Raw genomic sequence first — 14,628 nt, forward strand, 5'->3', positions numbered from 1 at the left:
CGATCGCATGCGTGAGGCGGCGCCGCGCGCGGTCAGCCGCCACTTCCCGACACCGGCGTGCCGAGGCGCGGGAGGCGACTGTTGTAACGCGCGATGTAGATGTCGTTGACGAGGTTGACGCCGGTGTCGGCGGTCCCCATCGCCGTGTTCAGGAAGTTGAGGAATTTGGTCGTGTCGACCTGCGGCGCATTGGCGACGTAGAGGATGTCGAACGGTCGCATGCCCACCCGCGTGGCGTGGAAGTAGCCGGCCGGATCCTGGAAGCTCACCGAGTAGACGACCGGCACCAGGCCGGTCGGGAAGCGCGCCATGTCGACGCCGAGCTTCTCGGCGACCTCGCGCGGCTCGCGCCGATAGAGGAAGACCGAGCCCGGATCGGCCTGCAGATCGAACAGGCCGCCGGCCTTGGCGACCGCTTGGGCGAGGTTGATCTTCCAGGCGTCGAACTTGAACTCCCCCTGCTGGCCGGTGGCGCCGAAGGCGAGGAAGCGCATCGGCTCGCGATAGACGTAGATGCGGTCACCGGGCTGCACGTAGATGTTGTTGACCGGCGCGTAGACGAGGTTGGCGAACGGCACGATGCCGCGCTTGCCGTCGCGCTCGAGCATCACCCAGATCTCCCAGCCGTCGCCGGCGATGCCGCCGGCCCGGGTGAGCGCGTCGGTGATGCGATCCTGGGCGCCGGTGGTCGGCATCGGGTAACGCAACGGTGCGCGCACGTCGCCGACGACGCTGACCAGCGACGAGCGCTGCTCGGCGAGCGCCACGACCACCTGGGGATCGATGGCGCGGTTCTTGATGCGGGCGACGATGTCGTTCTGGACCTGAACATTGGTGCGCCCGGCGGCCCGCACGACGCCGGCATAGGGCACCGTGATGTTGCCGTCGTTGTCGACCGTCTGGGCCGGCAACGAGACGAAGTTGCCGGGCCGCACGCCGGCCTCGAGCGGGATGAACAGCCCGCCGGCCGCCGCCTCGAAGATCGTCACGTTGACGATGTCGCCGATGCCGAACCGGATGCCGCTCGGGGCGCGCCGGTCGGTGAACACGCCGCCGAGCACGTCCGGCTCGAACGCCTCCAGCACCTGGACGGCCCGGGCGTCGAGCCGCACCACCGCATAGGGCAGCGTCGGGCTGTGCTCGGTCCGGATCTCGAGGCTGGACGGCCCCGACATCGGGATGAAGCCGCACCCTCCAAGTCCAACCGCCGCTAGCAGGCTCGCCGCGAACGCGACCAGCGCCGAACTCCGCATCCCCTGCCCCGACGGTAAGACTCACGCTCAGATTCTCGAAAGCTGCTGATAACGCGAGCCGATCCCGGCTTCATGACAGCCGGAGCGAAATCGTCCTGCGTCGCGAGATCACCGCTCTCATGTCACCCGTCTGCAACACTCCGGAGCCGACGGAGCCGACCGCGATTCGCGTCCGGCCGCGGCTGCACCGGAACTCGTTAAAATTTTACCCATCCAAGTATTTCTCGATAACCATCTTTTCTAACAAGGTCTTAATGCCGCTCCTTTATGAGTATGTGATTGGAAGGTGGAAAACGTGCGGTCGGCAGGACGTGCGGCCGCAGCGGACAGGACGTCACATGGACACGAGCCTCACCATAAGGCCACCGAGCGTCGCCCCGATGGGCGACCATGGGCGGCCCGTGGCGGTCGAGGCCCCGGCCGTCCCCACCGTGCTCCCCGAGCACCAGACGGTCGCCGCACTCGGCGCCAGCAACTCCACCTCGACGGACCCCGACCTCGGCCAGAACGGCAACCCTCCGTCCCAGGAGCAGCCGCTCGCGGCCCAGATGCGCCAGGCCGCCGAGCAGACCACCCGCGTGCTGATCCTCAACCCGGAGACCCGCGAGGTGATCTTCCGGGTGATCGACTCGCGCTCCCGCCAGGTGCTCCGACAGGTGCCCGACGAGGCGCTGCTGCGGATGCGCGCCTACAACAAGGCGCTCGAGGAAGGCAAAAGCGCAGCCGACGTGATGATGCACGCCGACCTGCAGGTCTGATCCGTCCCTGATCGGTCCGCCTCCTCGCCGGTCTTTCCTCGTGCCGCGCTCGGCCCGCGCCGCTTCTGTCCTCGCGCCGCACGTCACGCGCCACGCGCCGCACTGCCCGACTTTCTCGTGCACCGATCCTGTCGTGCACCGATCGACGTCGTGCGCCACGCCCCGCCGCTTCTGCACCACCTCCTCCGAACGAGCCGATCGATCCGCCACGGCGCGAGCGGGAGATCGCCGCGCGGCGGGTATCCGGCCGCCCTCTCGCGGACCGGTATGCTTAATGAAAACCTAATCGAAACCAATGCGTTCGGTCTCCCGGCGGAGAGCCGAAATTAGGCGGGAATTAACGGGCCGTATTTACGCTTGGTTACGTCCCGCCGTGCGATCACGGCCGGCGACCATGAAGGTCGAAGCTCCACCGCCAGTACGGCACACAACCAGAAAGGTTGAACTCCATGTCTTCCGGTATCACCCTCTCGGCCGGCGTCCGCCAGAATCTTCTCTCCCTCCAGGCGACCGCGGACATGATGGCGACGACGCAGAATCGTCTCGCCACCGGCAAGAAGGTCAACTCGGCTCTCGACAATCCGTCGAACTTCTTCACCTCGCAGTCGCTCAGCGACCGGGCGGGCGACCTCAACTCGCTCCTCGATTCGATCGGCCAGGCGGTGAAGACGCTCGACGCGGCCAACAACGGCATCACCTCGCTGACCAAGCTCGTGCAGTCCGCGAAGTCGATCGCCCAGCAGGCCCGCTCGGCGACGGCTCCGGCCGCCACCTACGACGCCCTCAACGTCACCGGCACGCTCCCCTCCGAGACCATCTCCTCGACGATCGCGGGCGGCGCCAACGACCTTCAGCCGAAGGCCGTGAACCTCTCGTTCACCAACCAGAGCGAGTCGATCGGCGCGGTGACGGGCTCGGCCGACCTGTCCGGTGGTCTGACGGGTGCCGACGCCGGTACGGTTCAGATCCGCGTCACCGCGAGCGGGGTCGACAAGACCTTCAACGTGGCGCTCGACGGAACCGAGGCGGACACCGCGGCCGTCGTCGCGAAGTTCGCCGCGACGACGTCCGGCACCGTGGGCGACACGCTCGACCAGTACCTCACCATCGCCAACGACGGCTCGGGCCATCTGGCGCTGACGGCGGCCTCGGCCGACGTCGACTTCTCGATCAGCGCCGCCGGCTCCGGCTCGACCGCCGCCACCCTGACGGCCGTCGGCCTCACCGCCGGTGCCCACAATTCGACCAGCCTGCTCGACCGCATCACCGCGGCCGGCGGCACGGCGGGCACGTCCAGCCTGGTGCTGAGCGTCACCGGCCAGACCGACAAGACCGTCACGTTCGGCAACAGCGGTGGTCAGGTCTCGACCATCTCCGAGCTGAACAGCTGGATCAACAGCAATCGCGGCGCGGCGACCGGCTCGATCTCCGGCACCACGTTCTCGATGAGCCTGGCGGCAGGTTCGGGCAATGCGATCGGCTTCAACGCGACCGATGTCGGCGTCACCACGGCGCTCGGCCTCAACGCGGCGACCGCGAACTACAACTTCGGCACCGGCGCCCGTGGCGGCATGGGCTCGGCGCTGTCGAAGTCGTTCAACAGCGAACTGACGCTCGGCGAGATCGACACGACCCTCGCCGCCGGCACCAGCATCTCGATCACGGTCGACGCCAACGACGGCAACGGCTCGCAGACCCAGACGGTCGGCCTCGCCGGAACCGACAACCTGACCTCGGTCGTGAACAAGCTGAAGGGCAACGCCACCCTCGCGGCCAACCTCGACATCTCCAACGAGGCCGGCAAGCTCAAGCTGGTCGCCAAGACCGCCGACGTCGACTTCTCGATCGCCGCCGGCAGCGCCACCACGGCCCTCAACATGACGGCCGGCTCCTACAACTCGACCAGCCTGCTCGATCAGATCGTGGCCGGCGGCGGCTCCATCGGCGACACCATGACGGTGGCGGCCAACGGCGGCGCGGCCCAGACGATCACGTTCGGCAAGGGCACGGGCCAGGTCTCGACCATCGCCGAGTTCACCAAGGCGATCTCGAACCTGTCCGGCGTCACGGCGAGCGTCACCGGATCGGCGTTCTCGATCGGCGTGGCGCAGGGCACCAGCCAGACCTCGCTGACCATCGGTGGCGCGACCAACACGCTCACCGCGATCGGCACCAGTGCCCAGTCGAAGTCGGGCGTCAAGCACGAGGGTGACCCGAACTCGACTCGCGAGAGCCTGCAGAAGGACTACAACGACGTCCTCGCGCAGATCGACGCCCTGTCGAAGGATGCCTCCTACAACGGCATCAATCTCCTCAACGGCGACGATCTCAAGGTGGCCTTCAACGAGAGCAACACCTCGTCGCTGACCATCAAGGGCGTCACCTACAGCGCGTCCAACCTCGGCCTGAACAAGCAGAACGGCACCACCTTCCAGGACAACGCGAAGATCGACGAGACCATCTCGGCGATCAACGATGCCCTGACGTCGCTCCGCACCCAGGCGTCGAAGTTCGGCTCGAACCTGACGACCGTCCAGACCCGTCAGGACTTCACCAAGAGCATGATCAACACCCTGCAGACGGGTGCCGACAACCTGGTGCTGGCCGACTCGAACGAGGAAGGCGCCAACATGCTGGCCCTGCAGACCCGCCAGCAGCTCTCCACCACGGCCCTCTCGCTCGCCAACCAGGCGAACCAGGCCGTGCTGCGGCTGTTCTGAGTCTCCTCGGCCACGTCCGATACGGACAAATACGGACGGCGGGGCTTCGGCCCCGCCGTTTTCATTTTAACGATCGTGCCGACCGCGCGAGAGCGGCGATTTCGGCCCGCGGCCGCGGCCCCGGCGACCGTGCGCGCGCGCCGCCACGGCATCGCGGAAAACCCGATCGGCCCCCCGAAGGGCCGCGCGCGGGCTCGGCGCGCCGATCCGATTCCCTAAATCGTCCAGCATCTTGAGGTCCGGGCTCCGGGCCCGCGACGGCGTCGTGACCGCGCTGCGGCGGGGCGTCGCGGCGTGCCGCGCCGAGGTCGGCCCGGCGCCCCGCAGGCCCACCCGGCAAAAATTGCTTATACGTAAAGAAAGCAGATTCCAGGCGCAGAATTTTCAACGTCGTTATCGAGGCGTTAACGATCTCGGCCCTACCCTCTCCACGTTCGGCAAGAGGCTGGCGCGAATCTCAACCCGCGAGCCCTCCGCGCCGGTCCGAGATTTCGACGGAGAGGCTTCCATGTCGTCCAACATCACCCTGTCCGCCGGCGTCCGCCAGAACCTGCTGTCGCTGCAGGCTACCGCGGACCTGATGGCGACCACCCAGAACCGTCTCGCCACCGGCAAGAAGGTCAATTCCGCGCTCGACAACCCGTCGAACTTCTTCACCTCGCAATCGCTCAGCGACCGCGCCGGGGATCTCTCGTCGCTGCTCGACTCGATCGCGCAGGGGATCAAGACGATCGAGGCCGCCAACAACGGCATCACCTCGCTGACCAAGCTCGTGCAGTCGGCCAAGTCGATCGCCCAGCAGGCCCGCTCGGCGACGGCGCCCTCGGCCACCTACGACGCGCTCAGCATCACCGGCTCGCTGCCGACCGAGATCATCGGCTCGGCGATCGCCGGCGGCGCCAACGACCTCTCACCCAAGGCCGTCAACCTCTCCTTCACCAACATGGCCGAGACGATCGGCACCAAGACCGGCACGGTCGACCTGACCGCCGGTCCCGGTGGCGCCGGCGCGGCCGGCACGGTGCAGATCCGCGTCACGGTGTCGGGCGTCGCCAAGACGTTCGATGTCAACCTGGCCGGCACCGAGGCGAACTTCGCCGCCACCCAGGCGGTGTTCGACGCCACCACGTCCGGCACGGTGGGCGACACGCTCGACAACTACATCACCATCACCAACGACGGTTCGGGCCACATGGTCCTGACCGCCGCCTCGGCCGACGTCGACTTCTCGATCAGCGCCGCCGGCTCCGGCTCGACCGCCGCCACCCTGACGGCCCTCGGCCTCACCGCGACGACCCACAACTCGACCAGCCTGCTCGACAACGTGATCGCCGCCGGCGGCACGCTCGGCACCTCGAACATGATCCTCAAGGTCTCCGGCCAGGCCGACAAGACCGTCACGTTCGGCCACGGCGGTGGCATGGTGTCGACGATCAGCGAACTGAACTCCTGGATCAACTCGAACCGCGGCGCGGCGACCGCCTCGATCAGCGGCACCACCTTCTCGCTCGGCCTCGGCGCGGCGACCGGCAACTCGATCGGCTTCACCCTCTCGGACGTCGGCGTCGCCGGCGCGCTCGGCCTCAACGCCGCCGAGGCGGACTACAACTTCGGCACCGGCGCCCGCGGCGGCATGGGCTCGCTGCTCAGCAAGACCTTCAACAGCGACCTGACGCTCGGCGAGATCGACACCGACCTCGCCACCGGCACCAACATCGCCATCACGGTCGATCCGAACGACGGCACCGGCCCGCAGACCCAGACGGTCGGCCTCGCCGGCACCGACAACCTCAATTCCGTGGTCGCCAAGCTCAAGGCCAACGCGATGCTCGGGGCCAACCTCGACATCACCAACGAGGCCGGCAAGCTGAAGATCGTCGCCAAGTCGGCCGACGTCGACTTCTCGATCGCCGCCGGCCTCGCGACGACGGCCCTCAACATGACGGCCGGCAGCTACGCCTCGACCAGCCTGATGGATCGCCTGATCGCCGCCGGAGGCGCCGAGGGCGACGTGTTCACGGTCTCGGCCAACGGCGGCGCCGCCCAGACCATCACGTTCGGCAAGGGTACGACCCAGGTGTCGACGCTCGCCGAGTTCACGGCGGCGCTCTCCAACCTGTCGGGCGTGACCAGCAGCGTCACCGGAACGGCCTACACGATCAGTCTCGCCGAGGGAACCAGCCAGACGACGCTCGCCATCGGCGGCTCGACCAACACGATCACGGCGCTCGGCACCAGTGCCCAGATCCTCAAGGGCGTCAAGCACGAGGGCACGGCGAACTCGACCCGCGAGAGCCTGCAGAAGGACTTCAACGACGTCCTCAACCAGATCGACGGACTGTCGAAGGACGCCTCCTACAACGGCATCAACCTGCTCAACGGCGACGACCTCAAGATCACCTTCAACGAGCGCGGCACCTCCTCGCTGACCATCACGGGCGTCACCTACTCGTCGTCCAACCTCGGCCTGAACAAGCAGAACGGCTCGTCGTTCCAGGACAACACGATCGTCGACCAGGTGATCGAGTCGATCAACACGGCGCTCACCACGCTGCGCACCCAGGCCTCGAAGTTCGGCTCGAACCTCTCGACCGTCCAGGTGCGGCAGGACTTCACCAAGCAGATGGTGAACACGCTGCAGATCGGTGCCGACAACCTCGTGCTGGCGGACACCAACGAGGAAGGCGCCAACATGCTGGCCCTGCAGACCCGCCAGCAGCTCTCCACCACGGCCCTCTCGCTCGCCAACCAGGCGAACCAGGCCGTGCTGCGGCTCTTCGGCTGACGCCGAGACCCACGCTCCGGCGGACCGCGGGGCCACGGCCCCGCGACTCCGCCGAGACGCCGGACGGCAGGCGCCGCGGTCCACGTCGATCGCAGGCTTTGGCACGCCGCGCCGTCCACACCACCCGAAACGATCCAGAAGAGATCGATGCGGCTACGTGCGAGCCGCACGAACCAGGCGCGCGTCCGACGCAAATCGGGCAGCCTGAATAAGCATGTCTTAACGGCACGACGCTACAACCGAAGTCCATCGTGCCGACCAGTGGCACCAGGAGTCCCCGAGATGCACAGCGCGGCGAAAGCCTACGGACAGGTGGCGCAACAGATCGCGAATCCGCGCGAGCTCGAAGCCCGCTTGCTGCTCAAGGCGGCGGCCCGCCTGCAGCACGTCCGCGAGGACTGGGAGAAGGATCGTTCCGATCTCTTCGACGCCTTGCTCTACAATCGCAAGCTCTGGACCGTGTTCCTCACCTCGGTCACCAGCCCGGACCACGAGATGCCGGCGCCGATCCGCCAGAACGTCGCCAATCTCGGCCTGTTCGTGATGAACCACACGCTCGACATCCAGCGCGATCCGCGGCCCGAGGCGCTCGCCGCCCTCGTCAACATCAATCGCGAGATCGCCGCCGGCCTGCTCGGCCAGCCGGCCTGAGACGCGGCGACACCGTAGCCGTGCGATCGACGCTCCGGCGCGTCGATCCGCGTTCCGCCGCCCGCCGGCGCGCCACATCGGGCCTCGCGAGCGACCCGCCCGGCGCGCCGCGCCACGCCGCGCCGCGCGGGTGGCGCCCTCGCCGGCGCAACCCAGCCCCATCGTCCAAGCCGTTGATTTTTCGCCGCGATGCCGGCAGAACCGGCGCGCTGCCGGGGCACCGCCGGGCGAGGACGGGAGGCGAAGACGACATGACCGAACCTGAAAAAAAGCTCCGACTCCACACGCTGCTCGGCACCCATCCGAATACCAAGGCGCTCAAGTCCGGCGCCGTCGTATCGGATCTCGTGGCGTTCGACTTCGCCGACATCCCGGTCGCCAATCGCGGCTTCAAGCCGATGGTGCGCCAGCACGTCTTCGATTTCGGCGAGCTCGCCATCGGCACCTTCCTGCAGGCCCGTGTGGCCGGCGCGCCCTACCGGCTGATCCCGGCGACCGTGGTCGGCCGCGGCCAGCTCCACACCATCGCCTACGTGCCCGAGCGCGGGCCGCTCGCGCCGGGCGACCTCGCCGGCAAGCGGGTCGGCGTGCGCGCCTACAGCCAGACCACCGGCATCTGGCTGCGCGGCATGCTGGAGGAGCTCTACGGCGTCGACCCGGAGCGCATCGACTGGGTGACGTTCGAGGATGCCCACGTGGCCGGCTACCAGGATCCGCCCTTCGTGCGCCGCGCGGCCGAAGGCGAGGATCTCGTCACGATGCTGCTCGACGGCGCACTCGATGCCGCCATCGTCGGCGACAGGTTTCCCGATCCGCGCCTCGCCCCCCTCGTCCCCGATCCCGAGACGGCGAACCGGCGCTGGGCCGAGACGCACGGCGGCGTGCCGATCAACCACATGCTGGTCGTGCGCGAGGAGATCGCGGCGGCGCGCCCCGACGTGGTGCGCGAGCTCTACCGCATGATCCGCGAGAGCACGGCGGCCGGCGGCCTGCCGACCGACGACGCCACGGCGGCGTTGCGCTTCGGCATCGAGCCGAACCGCCGCTCGCTCGAGTTGATCGTCGACTACGCGTTCCGCCAAAAGCTGATCCCGGAGCGGGTCAGCGTCGATTCGCTGTTCGACGACACGGCCCGCGGGCTCGCCTGACGCGGCGGGGCGTTTCCGGGCCTGGAAGCCCCTGGCAACCCACTGAGAAAACGATCGTTTTTCCCCTTAACGGATCGTTAAGCCAGATGGTTAACGATCCGTGAGACTCATGGGGGAGAGCGGCCATGGCCTTGAAGGTCGAACTGAAGCCCGGCGAACGCATCATTCTCGGCGACTGCGTCATCACCAATTCGGACCAGCGGGCGCGTCTGCTGATCGAGGGCGAGACGCCGATCCTGCGCGAGAAGGACATTCTGACGGCCGAGACGGCCGACACGCCGGCCAAGCGCATCTATCTCGCCGTGCAGCTCATGTACACGTCGAAGGACGCGCGCGCCTATCACGAGATCTACTTCAAGCTGGTCAGCGACATCCTCAAGGCGGCGCCGAGCACCTGGCCGCTGATCGAGAGCGTGAACAACCACATCCTGGCAGGCGAGATGTACAAGGCCCTCAAGGAGGCCAAGAAGCTGATCGCCTACGAGAGGGAGCTGGTCGACCATGCCCTGCATCGAAACGGCGAACAGTCCGGAGCACCCCACGCCCGCTCCGCGTGAAATCCAGGCCCTGCTTCTCCGCGATGCCGCCTGGCGCCTCCAGGCGGCCCAATCCGGCGCGGTCCAGAACGGCGAGCAGACGAGCCGCGATGCCATCGACGCCGCGCTGGTCCACAACCGCCGCCTCTGGCACGAGGTCGTCGAAGCCGCCGCGGCACCCGACCCGGCGCTTCCCTGCGCGGTGCGGCACAGCCTCGCCAGCCTCGGCCTGCTGGTCGATCACCAGACCGTCGCCTTCGCGACCGACCCCCGCCCCGAGCGCCTCGCCACGCTGATCGGCATCAACCGCGACATCGCCGACGGTCTCTTGGGCGCCTGAGGGGCGCCCTGCCCGACCGGCTGCCGGCGCCCGATCGGCGCCCGCGCCCTCAGAGATAGTTCACGAGATTGAGCTTGGAGAGCAGCGCCGTCGTCTGCAGCGAGGCCTGGAGGCTCGTCTGCAGGGCGAGGATCATGGCGGCCGACTCCTCCATCGGCACGCCTTCGATGTTCTCCAGCATGTCGGTCAGCGCCGCGGTGGTCTGGGTGTGGCGATCCTTGGCGGTCTGCACCGCCTTCTGCGAGGCGCCGAGATCGGCCGTGATGTCGGAGATCTTCTGGACGCCCTGCTGATTGCCGAGATTCGACTGGACCCGGTTCATCAGCGCCGAGAACCGGCCTTCGCCGTCGGCGTCGCTCGACGAGAAGGTGACGGCGGCCATCGCGGCCGTGTTGGCGATCGCCACCCGGAACGCCTGCTCGTTGGCCCGCATGCCGTAGGAGATCGAGATCTGCGAGTCGATGCGGGCGACCGAGGTGGAGCGCGCCGAGGTCGCGCCGGCCTCGCCCGTGTACCAGGTCAGCGTGTCGGCCGTCGTGCCGTTCTTCAGGGCGACGGCGGTATCGAAGGGCGGACCGTCGACCCGCTGCGGCGGCGTCGCGTCGCCGGCGTTGAAGAACTCGTTGGAGGCCTGCACGGCGGAGGCCGCCATCAGCGACGTCCTGGCGAGCGTTCCGACCGACGAGTTGAGGAGCGTGTGCAGGTTGGCGAGCGTCTCCGCCTCGGTGACGCCGATGGCGAACTGGTTCTTCTCCTTGGGCGGATCGACGACGTTGCCGACCCGGTTGCCGGCCGGAAAGCCGAGCGAGTCGAGCGTCGCGGAATCGCCGCCGAGCGTGATCTGCTCGCCGGCCGCCGACTTGAACACCAGCTGGCCCCCCTCGTTGGTGACCGACACGCCGCCGTTGCCGGCCGGCAACGAGTTGAGCGCCGCCATGATCTTGGTCGCGGCGGTCGACGGGCTGTCGCTCGCGTTCAGGCCCGAGACCGTGACGGCGGCCCCCCCGTTCAGGAGCGGCGTCTGGATCGTGATGGCGCCCGGCGTTCCGCCCAGGATGTGGCCGGGCGCCGAGAAGCCGCCGGTGCCGACCACGCTCTTCGGCGTCGATACCGCGGTGAGGACGAGATTCTCCTTGGTGCCGTCCGGCAGCGAGAAGCCGAACGTCACCGTGTCGCCGTCGCGCGGCAGCGTGCCGCCGATGTCGACCGACATCGTGGGCGGCGCGCCGGCCGGCTGGGTCGCGGTGGCGCCCGGGATCGTCGTCGCCATCGACAGGAGCTTGAAGCCGAACACCGAGCCGGCGACGTCCTCGCCGATCGAGACGACGTTGGTCGCCTTCGACGTCGTCGTCGCGAGCCCGAACGTGGACGCCGCGACCGTGCCGCCGATCGTGATGTCGCCGGTGCTGCTCGACGCCGTGACGGTGAGATTGCCGTTGGCCGTATCGACGACCGCGGTGCCGCCCGTGATGGCCGCCAGCGCGGTGTTCAGCTCCGCGATGGTCGACACCTGGCCGAGGCCGGTGCCGAACGTCACCGTGACGGCACTGGTGCCGATCGCGACCGACAGGGTCTGCCCGGCCGTGACGCCGCCCGCCTGGGTCAGCAGATTGGTCGGCGCGGCGGTGCCGGCCGAAAGGCCGAGCTCGGTCAGGAGCCCGGCCGTGCTGCCGGCCCCGATCGTGACGCTCGCGTCGGCATCCGCACCGGTGAGGACGAGATGGTTCGCGCCGTCGAGCGACGCCGTGACGCTCGGCGCGGCGGGCGCCGCCGCGGCGGTCAGCGCCGCGTTGATGGCGTCGCGGATCGTCGCGCCGTCGTCGCCGGCGTTGATCGTCACGCTGACGCCGCCGATGTCGAGCGTGCCGCCGGCCGCCGACGTGAAGGGCGGGCCGAGATCCGCCGTGCCGGTCGTCACCGCGACGGCGTCCGGCGCCAGCGTCGCCGTGGTGCCGACGAGGCTCGCCGAGGTCGAGGTGGTCGCCGGGATCACCAGCCGGCCGAGGCCGGTGGCGCCGAGATCGGCCTGGTTGCGCTCGGTGATGAGCTGGATCAGCCCGGCCTGCGGGCCGACGCCGTTGAGGATGTGGTCGGTGGTCTCGACCGCGGCCTTGTCGGGGGACAGGCCCGAGAAGATGAACTGGTCGCCGAACTGGGTGTTGAGCGCGCCCAGCATACGGTCGAGCTGGCCCTGGGCCGTCACCTGATCCTGGGTGCGGCCGTTCTGCGAGAGCACATAGGTCGCCTTGGGGATCGAGGTCTTCACGGTGCGGGCGGCGGCGTCGATGTCGGAGAGCGCCGTCTGCGACAGCTTCAGCCGGGTCTCGAGCTGCTGGATCGAGCCGTTGTAGGACGACACAGACGACAGCTTGGTGCGCAGCCCGACGGTGAGGCCACGGTCGAGACCGATGCCCGCATAAGTGTTGGAGCGCTTCTGGGTGCCGAGCTGCCGCTGCAGGTCGTCGAGCTGGCGCCGCATCGAGATGAGACGCTCGACCTGGAGCAGGCTCTGGCTTCCCAAGCCGGTGATCGCCATGGCAGCCTCACATCATCTGGAGCAGGGTCTTGAGCATCTCGTTGACCACCGAGAAGACCCGCGCGTTGGCCCCGTAGGCCGTCTGCAAGGTGAGGAGAGTCGTCATCTCCTCGTCGATGTTGACGGCGGCGCCTTCGTTGAGCCGCTGCTGCAGCGCGTCGACGACCATCTTCTGGCCTTCGGCGAGCTTGGCGGCACCGGCGGCGTTCTCGCCCTGCAGCGCCATCGCCTGGCGCAGGAAGGACGCGATGGTGCCGTTGTAGGGCGCCGCGTCCGAGCCGACGCCCGTGTTGGTCGCGTAGGTCTGGCCGGCGTTGACGAGCTTGTCGTAGAGGAAGTTCGGGCGGGTCAGGTCGCCGGACGGCGTGGCGACGTCGAACTGGACGAGCTTGCTGACGTCGGCGAGCAGCGCCGGGTTGACCGTGATGCGCGCCGCGAAGCCGACCGACTGCGGATACGTGCCGGCGACCGCGCCGGAGAAATAGTCGGGACCGTCCATGAAGAACGGCAGCGCCGCGGTTCCGCCGGTCAGCGAGGTCTGGGTCTTGGTGACCGAGACCGAGACGATGTCGGCCGCGCTCGCGGCGCCGTCGTCGAGAACGCGCAGCGTGTTGCCCGACGGGTTGGAGAACTGCACCTGGCCCGTGAAGGCCTTGTTCATCTGGGTGACGGCGCTGGCGAGCCCGCCCGAGAAGTCGATGCCGATCACCTTGTCGTTCGGATCGGCGGTGAGGCTGTTCGACAGCGGCAGCGCGCTCGGATTGTCGACCCGCACCAGGGTCGCCGTGTGGGTCTTGCCGGTGAGCGTGTCCTTCCAGCTCACCTTCACCGAATTGCCGGCGAGGAGCCCGGTCAAATCGACGTCGAAGCCGGACTGGGCGCCGGAGGTGGCCGGCGTGCCGGCCGTCGTCGTGTCGGAGAGGGAGCGCGAGACCGCGGCGGCGAACTCGTCGAGCTGGTTCTGCGCCTGGACCAGGACCTTGTCGCGCATCTCGAGATAGGCGGCGATCTTGCCGGAGCGGATCGAGCGCGTCGAGATCAGGTCGATGGTGCCGCCGGACGAGTTGGTGGCGATGATGGTGCCGACCTGGCGCTTGCTCTCGTCGGCGTTCCACTGGGCGCCGGCGGTGATCATGCCCTGGGCGTCGAACGACAGGGTCGAGGCGGAAGCGCCGGCGAGCTGGATCCCGGAGCTCGTGAACACCGCGACGCTGTCGTCGGTGTTGTGGGTCACCTGGATGTCCATCAGCTCGGCGAGCCGGTCGAGATAATAGTCGCGCTGATCCAGCATGGTCGCGCGCGAGGCGTCGTTCGAATGCGACGCGGTGAGCTGATTGTTGACCTGCGCCAGCCCCTTGAGAAGGGTGTTGACGCTCGCCACGCACTCGGCCAGCCCCTGCTCGGCGTTCTGCCGCAGGGATTGGATGTCCTCCGACATGTTGTTGAGCTGCTGCGCCACCGCGATGCCGGTCGACAGCACGTTGGCACGGGTCGAGTAGTCGGACGGATTGGTGGTGAGCGCCTGGATCGCCTCGGTGAAGCCGTTGTAGACCGATTCGAGCGAGGTCGCCGAGTTGGGATCGCCGTAGATGTTCTGCAGCCGTTCGTAGAACTGCGAGCGGAGCGTCGCGTAGGCGCCGCCCGTGCTCTCGGTCCGGAGCTGCTTCTGGATGTACTGGTCGACCAGTCGGTTGACGGCGGCGAGCCGGACGCTGACCAGATCGCCGCCGGCCGCGACCGTCGCGGTCTCGACCGTCTTGCGGGTGTAGCCCGGGGTCTGCGCGTTGGCGACGTTGGCCGAGACGAGCGACAGCCCGCCCTGCGCCGCATTGAGGCCGGCCGCGGCCGTCCGGAGCGCCTGGGTGAGACTCATTTAGGTGCCCTCCGCCGTCGCGCGCTCG

Annotated in this window: 10 protein-coding genes; 7 read left to right on the forward strand and 3 right to left on the reverse strand. The window is 68.3% G+C overall.

Translation table 11 applies throughout. From position 1 onward, the window contains the following. Positions 1 to 32 precede the first annotated feature (32 nt). Positions 33 to 1,253, reverse strand: a complete 1,221-nt coding sequence (locus ACFSOX_RS18830; RefSeq protein ID WP_378479361.1) for a polysaccharide biosynthesis/export family protein — start codon at positions 1,251 to 1,253, stop codon at positions 33 to 35. Between the two features lie 338 nt (positions 1,254 to 1,591). Here ACFSOX_RS18830 and ACFSOX_RS18835 point away from each other — a divergent pair, with 338 nt between their 5' ends. The 7 genes from ACFSOX_RS18835 to ACFSOX_RS18865 all read left to right on the forward strand — a co-directional run bounded on the left by ACFSOX_RS18835 (position 1,592) and on the right by ACFSOX_RS18865 (position 10,191). Next, positions 1,592 to 2,011, forward strand: a complete 420-nt coding sequence (locus tag ACFSOX_RS18835) for a hypothetical protein (protein ID WP_378479362.1) — start codon at positions 1,592 to 1,594, stop codon at positions 2,009 to 2,011. A 449-nt stretch (positions 2,012 to 2,460) separates the two neighbouring features. Beyond that, positions 2,461 to 4,731, forward strand: a complete 2,271-nt coding sequence (locus tag ACFSOX_RS18840) for a flagellin N-terminal helical domain-containing protein (RefSeq protein ID WP_378479363.1) — start codon at positions 2,461 to 2,463, stop codon at positions 4,729 to 4,731. A 508-nt stretch (positions 4,732 to 5,239) separates the two neighbouring features. Then, complete coding sequence (locus ACFSOX_RS18845; RefSeq protein ID WP_378479364.1) at positions 5,240 to 7,516, forward strand: flagellin N-terminal helical domain-containing protein; 2,277 nt, start codon at positions 5,240 to 5,242, stop codon at positions 7,514 to 7,516. A gap of 282 nt (positions 7,517 to 7,798) precedes the next feature. Then, entirely contained in the window at positions 7,799 to 8,167 is a 369-nt protein-coding gene (gene flaF, locus ACFSOX_RS18850) for a flagellar biosynthesis regulator FlaF (RefSeq protein ID WP_378479365.1), read from the forward strand. 251 nt (positions 8,168 to 8,418) lie between these two features. Further along, positions 8,419 to 9,315: an ABC transporter substrate-binding protein gene (locus ACFSOX_RS18855; RefSeq protein WP_378479366.1), complete on the forward strand. Its 897-nt coding sequence runs from the start codon at positions 8,419 to 8,421 to the stop codon at positions 9,313 to 9,315. Positions 9,316 to 9,440: 125 nt separating this feature from the next. Continuing rightward, on the forward strand, positions 9,441 to 9,872 hold the full coding sequence (gene flbT / locus ACFSOX_RS18860) for a flagellar biosynthesis repressor FlbT (protein ID WP_378479367.1): 432 nt from the start codon (positions 9,441 to 9,443) through the stop codon (positions 9,870 to 9,872). Beyond that, a complete protein-coding gene (locus ACFSOX_RS18865) occupies positions 9,817 to 10,191 on the forward strand; it encodes a flagellar biosynthesis regulator FlaF (protein ID WP_378479368.1) in 375 nt (124 codons plus the stop codon). Before flbT ends, ACFSOX_RS18865 begins: the two co-directional genes overlap by 56 nt. A 49-nt stretch (positions 10,192 to 10,240) precedes the next feature. On the opposite strand, the gene ACFSOX_RS18870 is transcribed toward ACFSOX_RS18865, so the two are convergent. Together ACFSOX_RS18870 and flgK are read right to left on the reverse strand one after the other, a co-directional pair. Next, entirely contained in the window at positions 10,241 to 12,727 is a 2,487-nt protein-coding gene (locus ACFSOX_RS18870) for a hypothetical protein (protein ID WP_378479369.1), read from the reverse strand. A gap of 7 nt (positions 12,728 to 12,734) precedes the next feature. Then, positions 12,735 to 14,600 carry a flagellar hook-associated protein FlgK gene (gene flgK / locus ACFSOX_RS18875; RefSeq protein WP_378479370.1) on the reverse strand — a complete coding sequence of 622 codons (1,866 nt, stop codon included), beginning with the start codon at positions 14,598 to 14,600 and terminating at the stop codon, positions 12,735 to 12,737. Positions 14,601 to 14,628: the final 28 nt, after the last annotated feature.

Origin of the sequence: Rhodoplanes azumiensis, assembly GCF_042682915.1 — a bacterium.
Lineage (GTDB): Bacteria > Pseudomonadota > Alphaproteobacteria > Rhizobiales > Xanthobacteraceae > Rhodoplanes > Rhodoplanes azumiensis.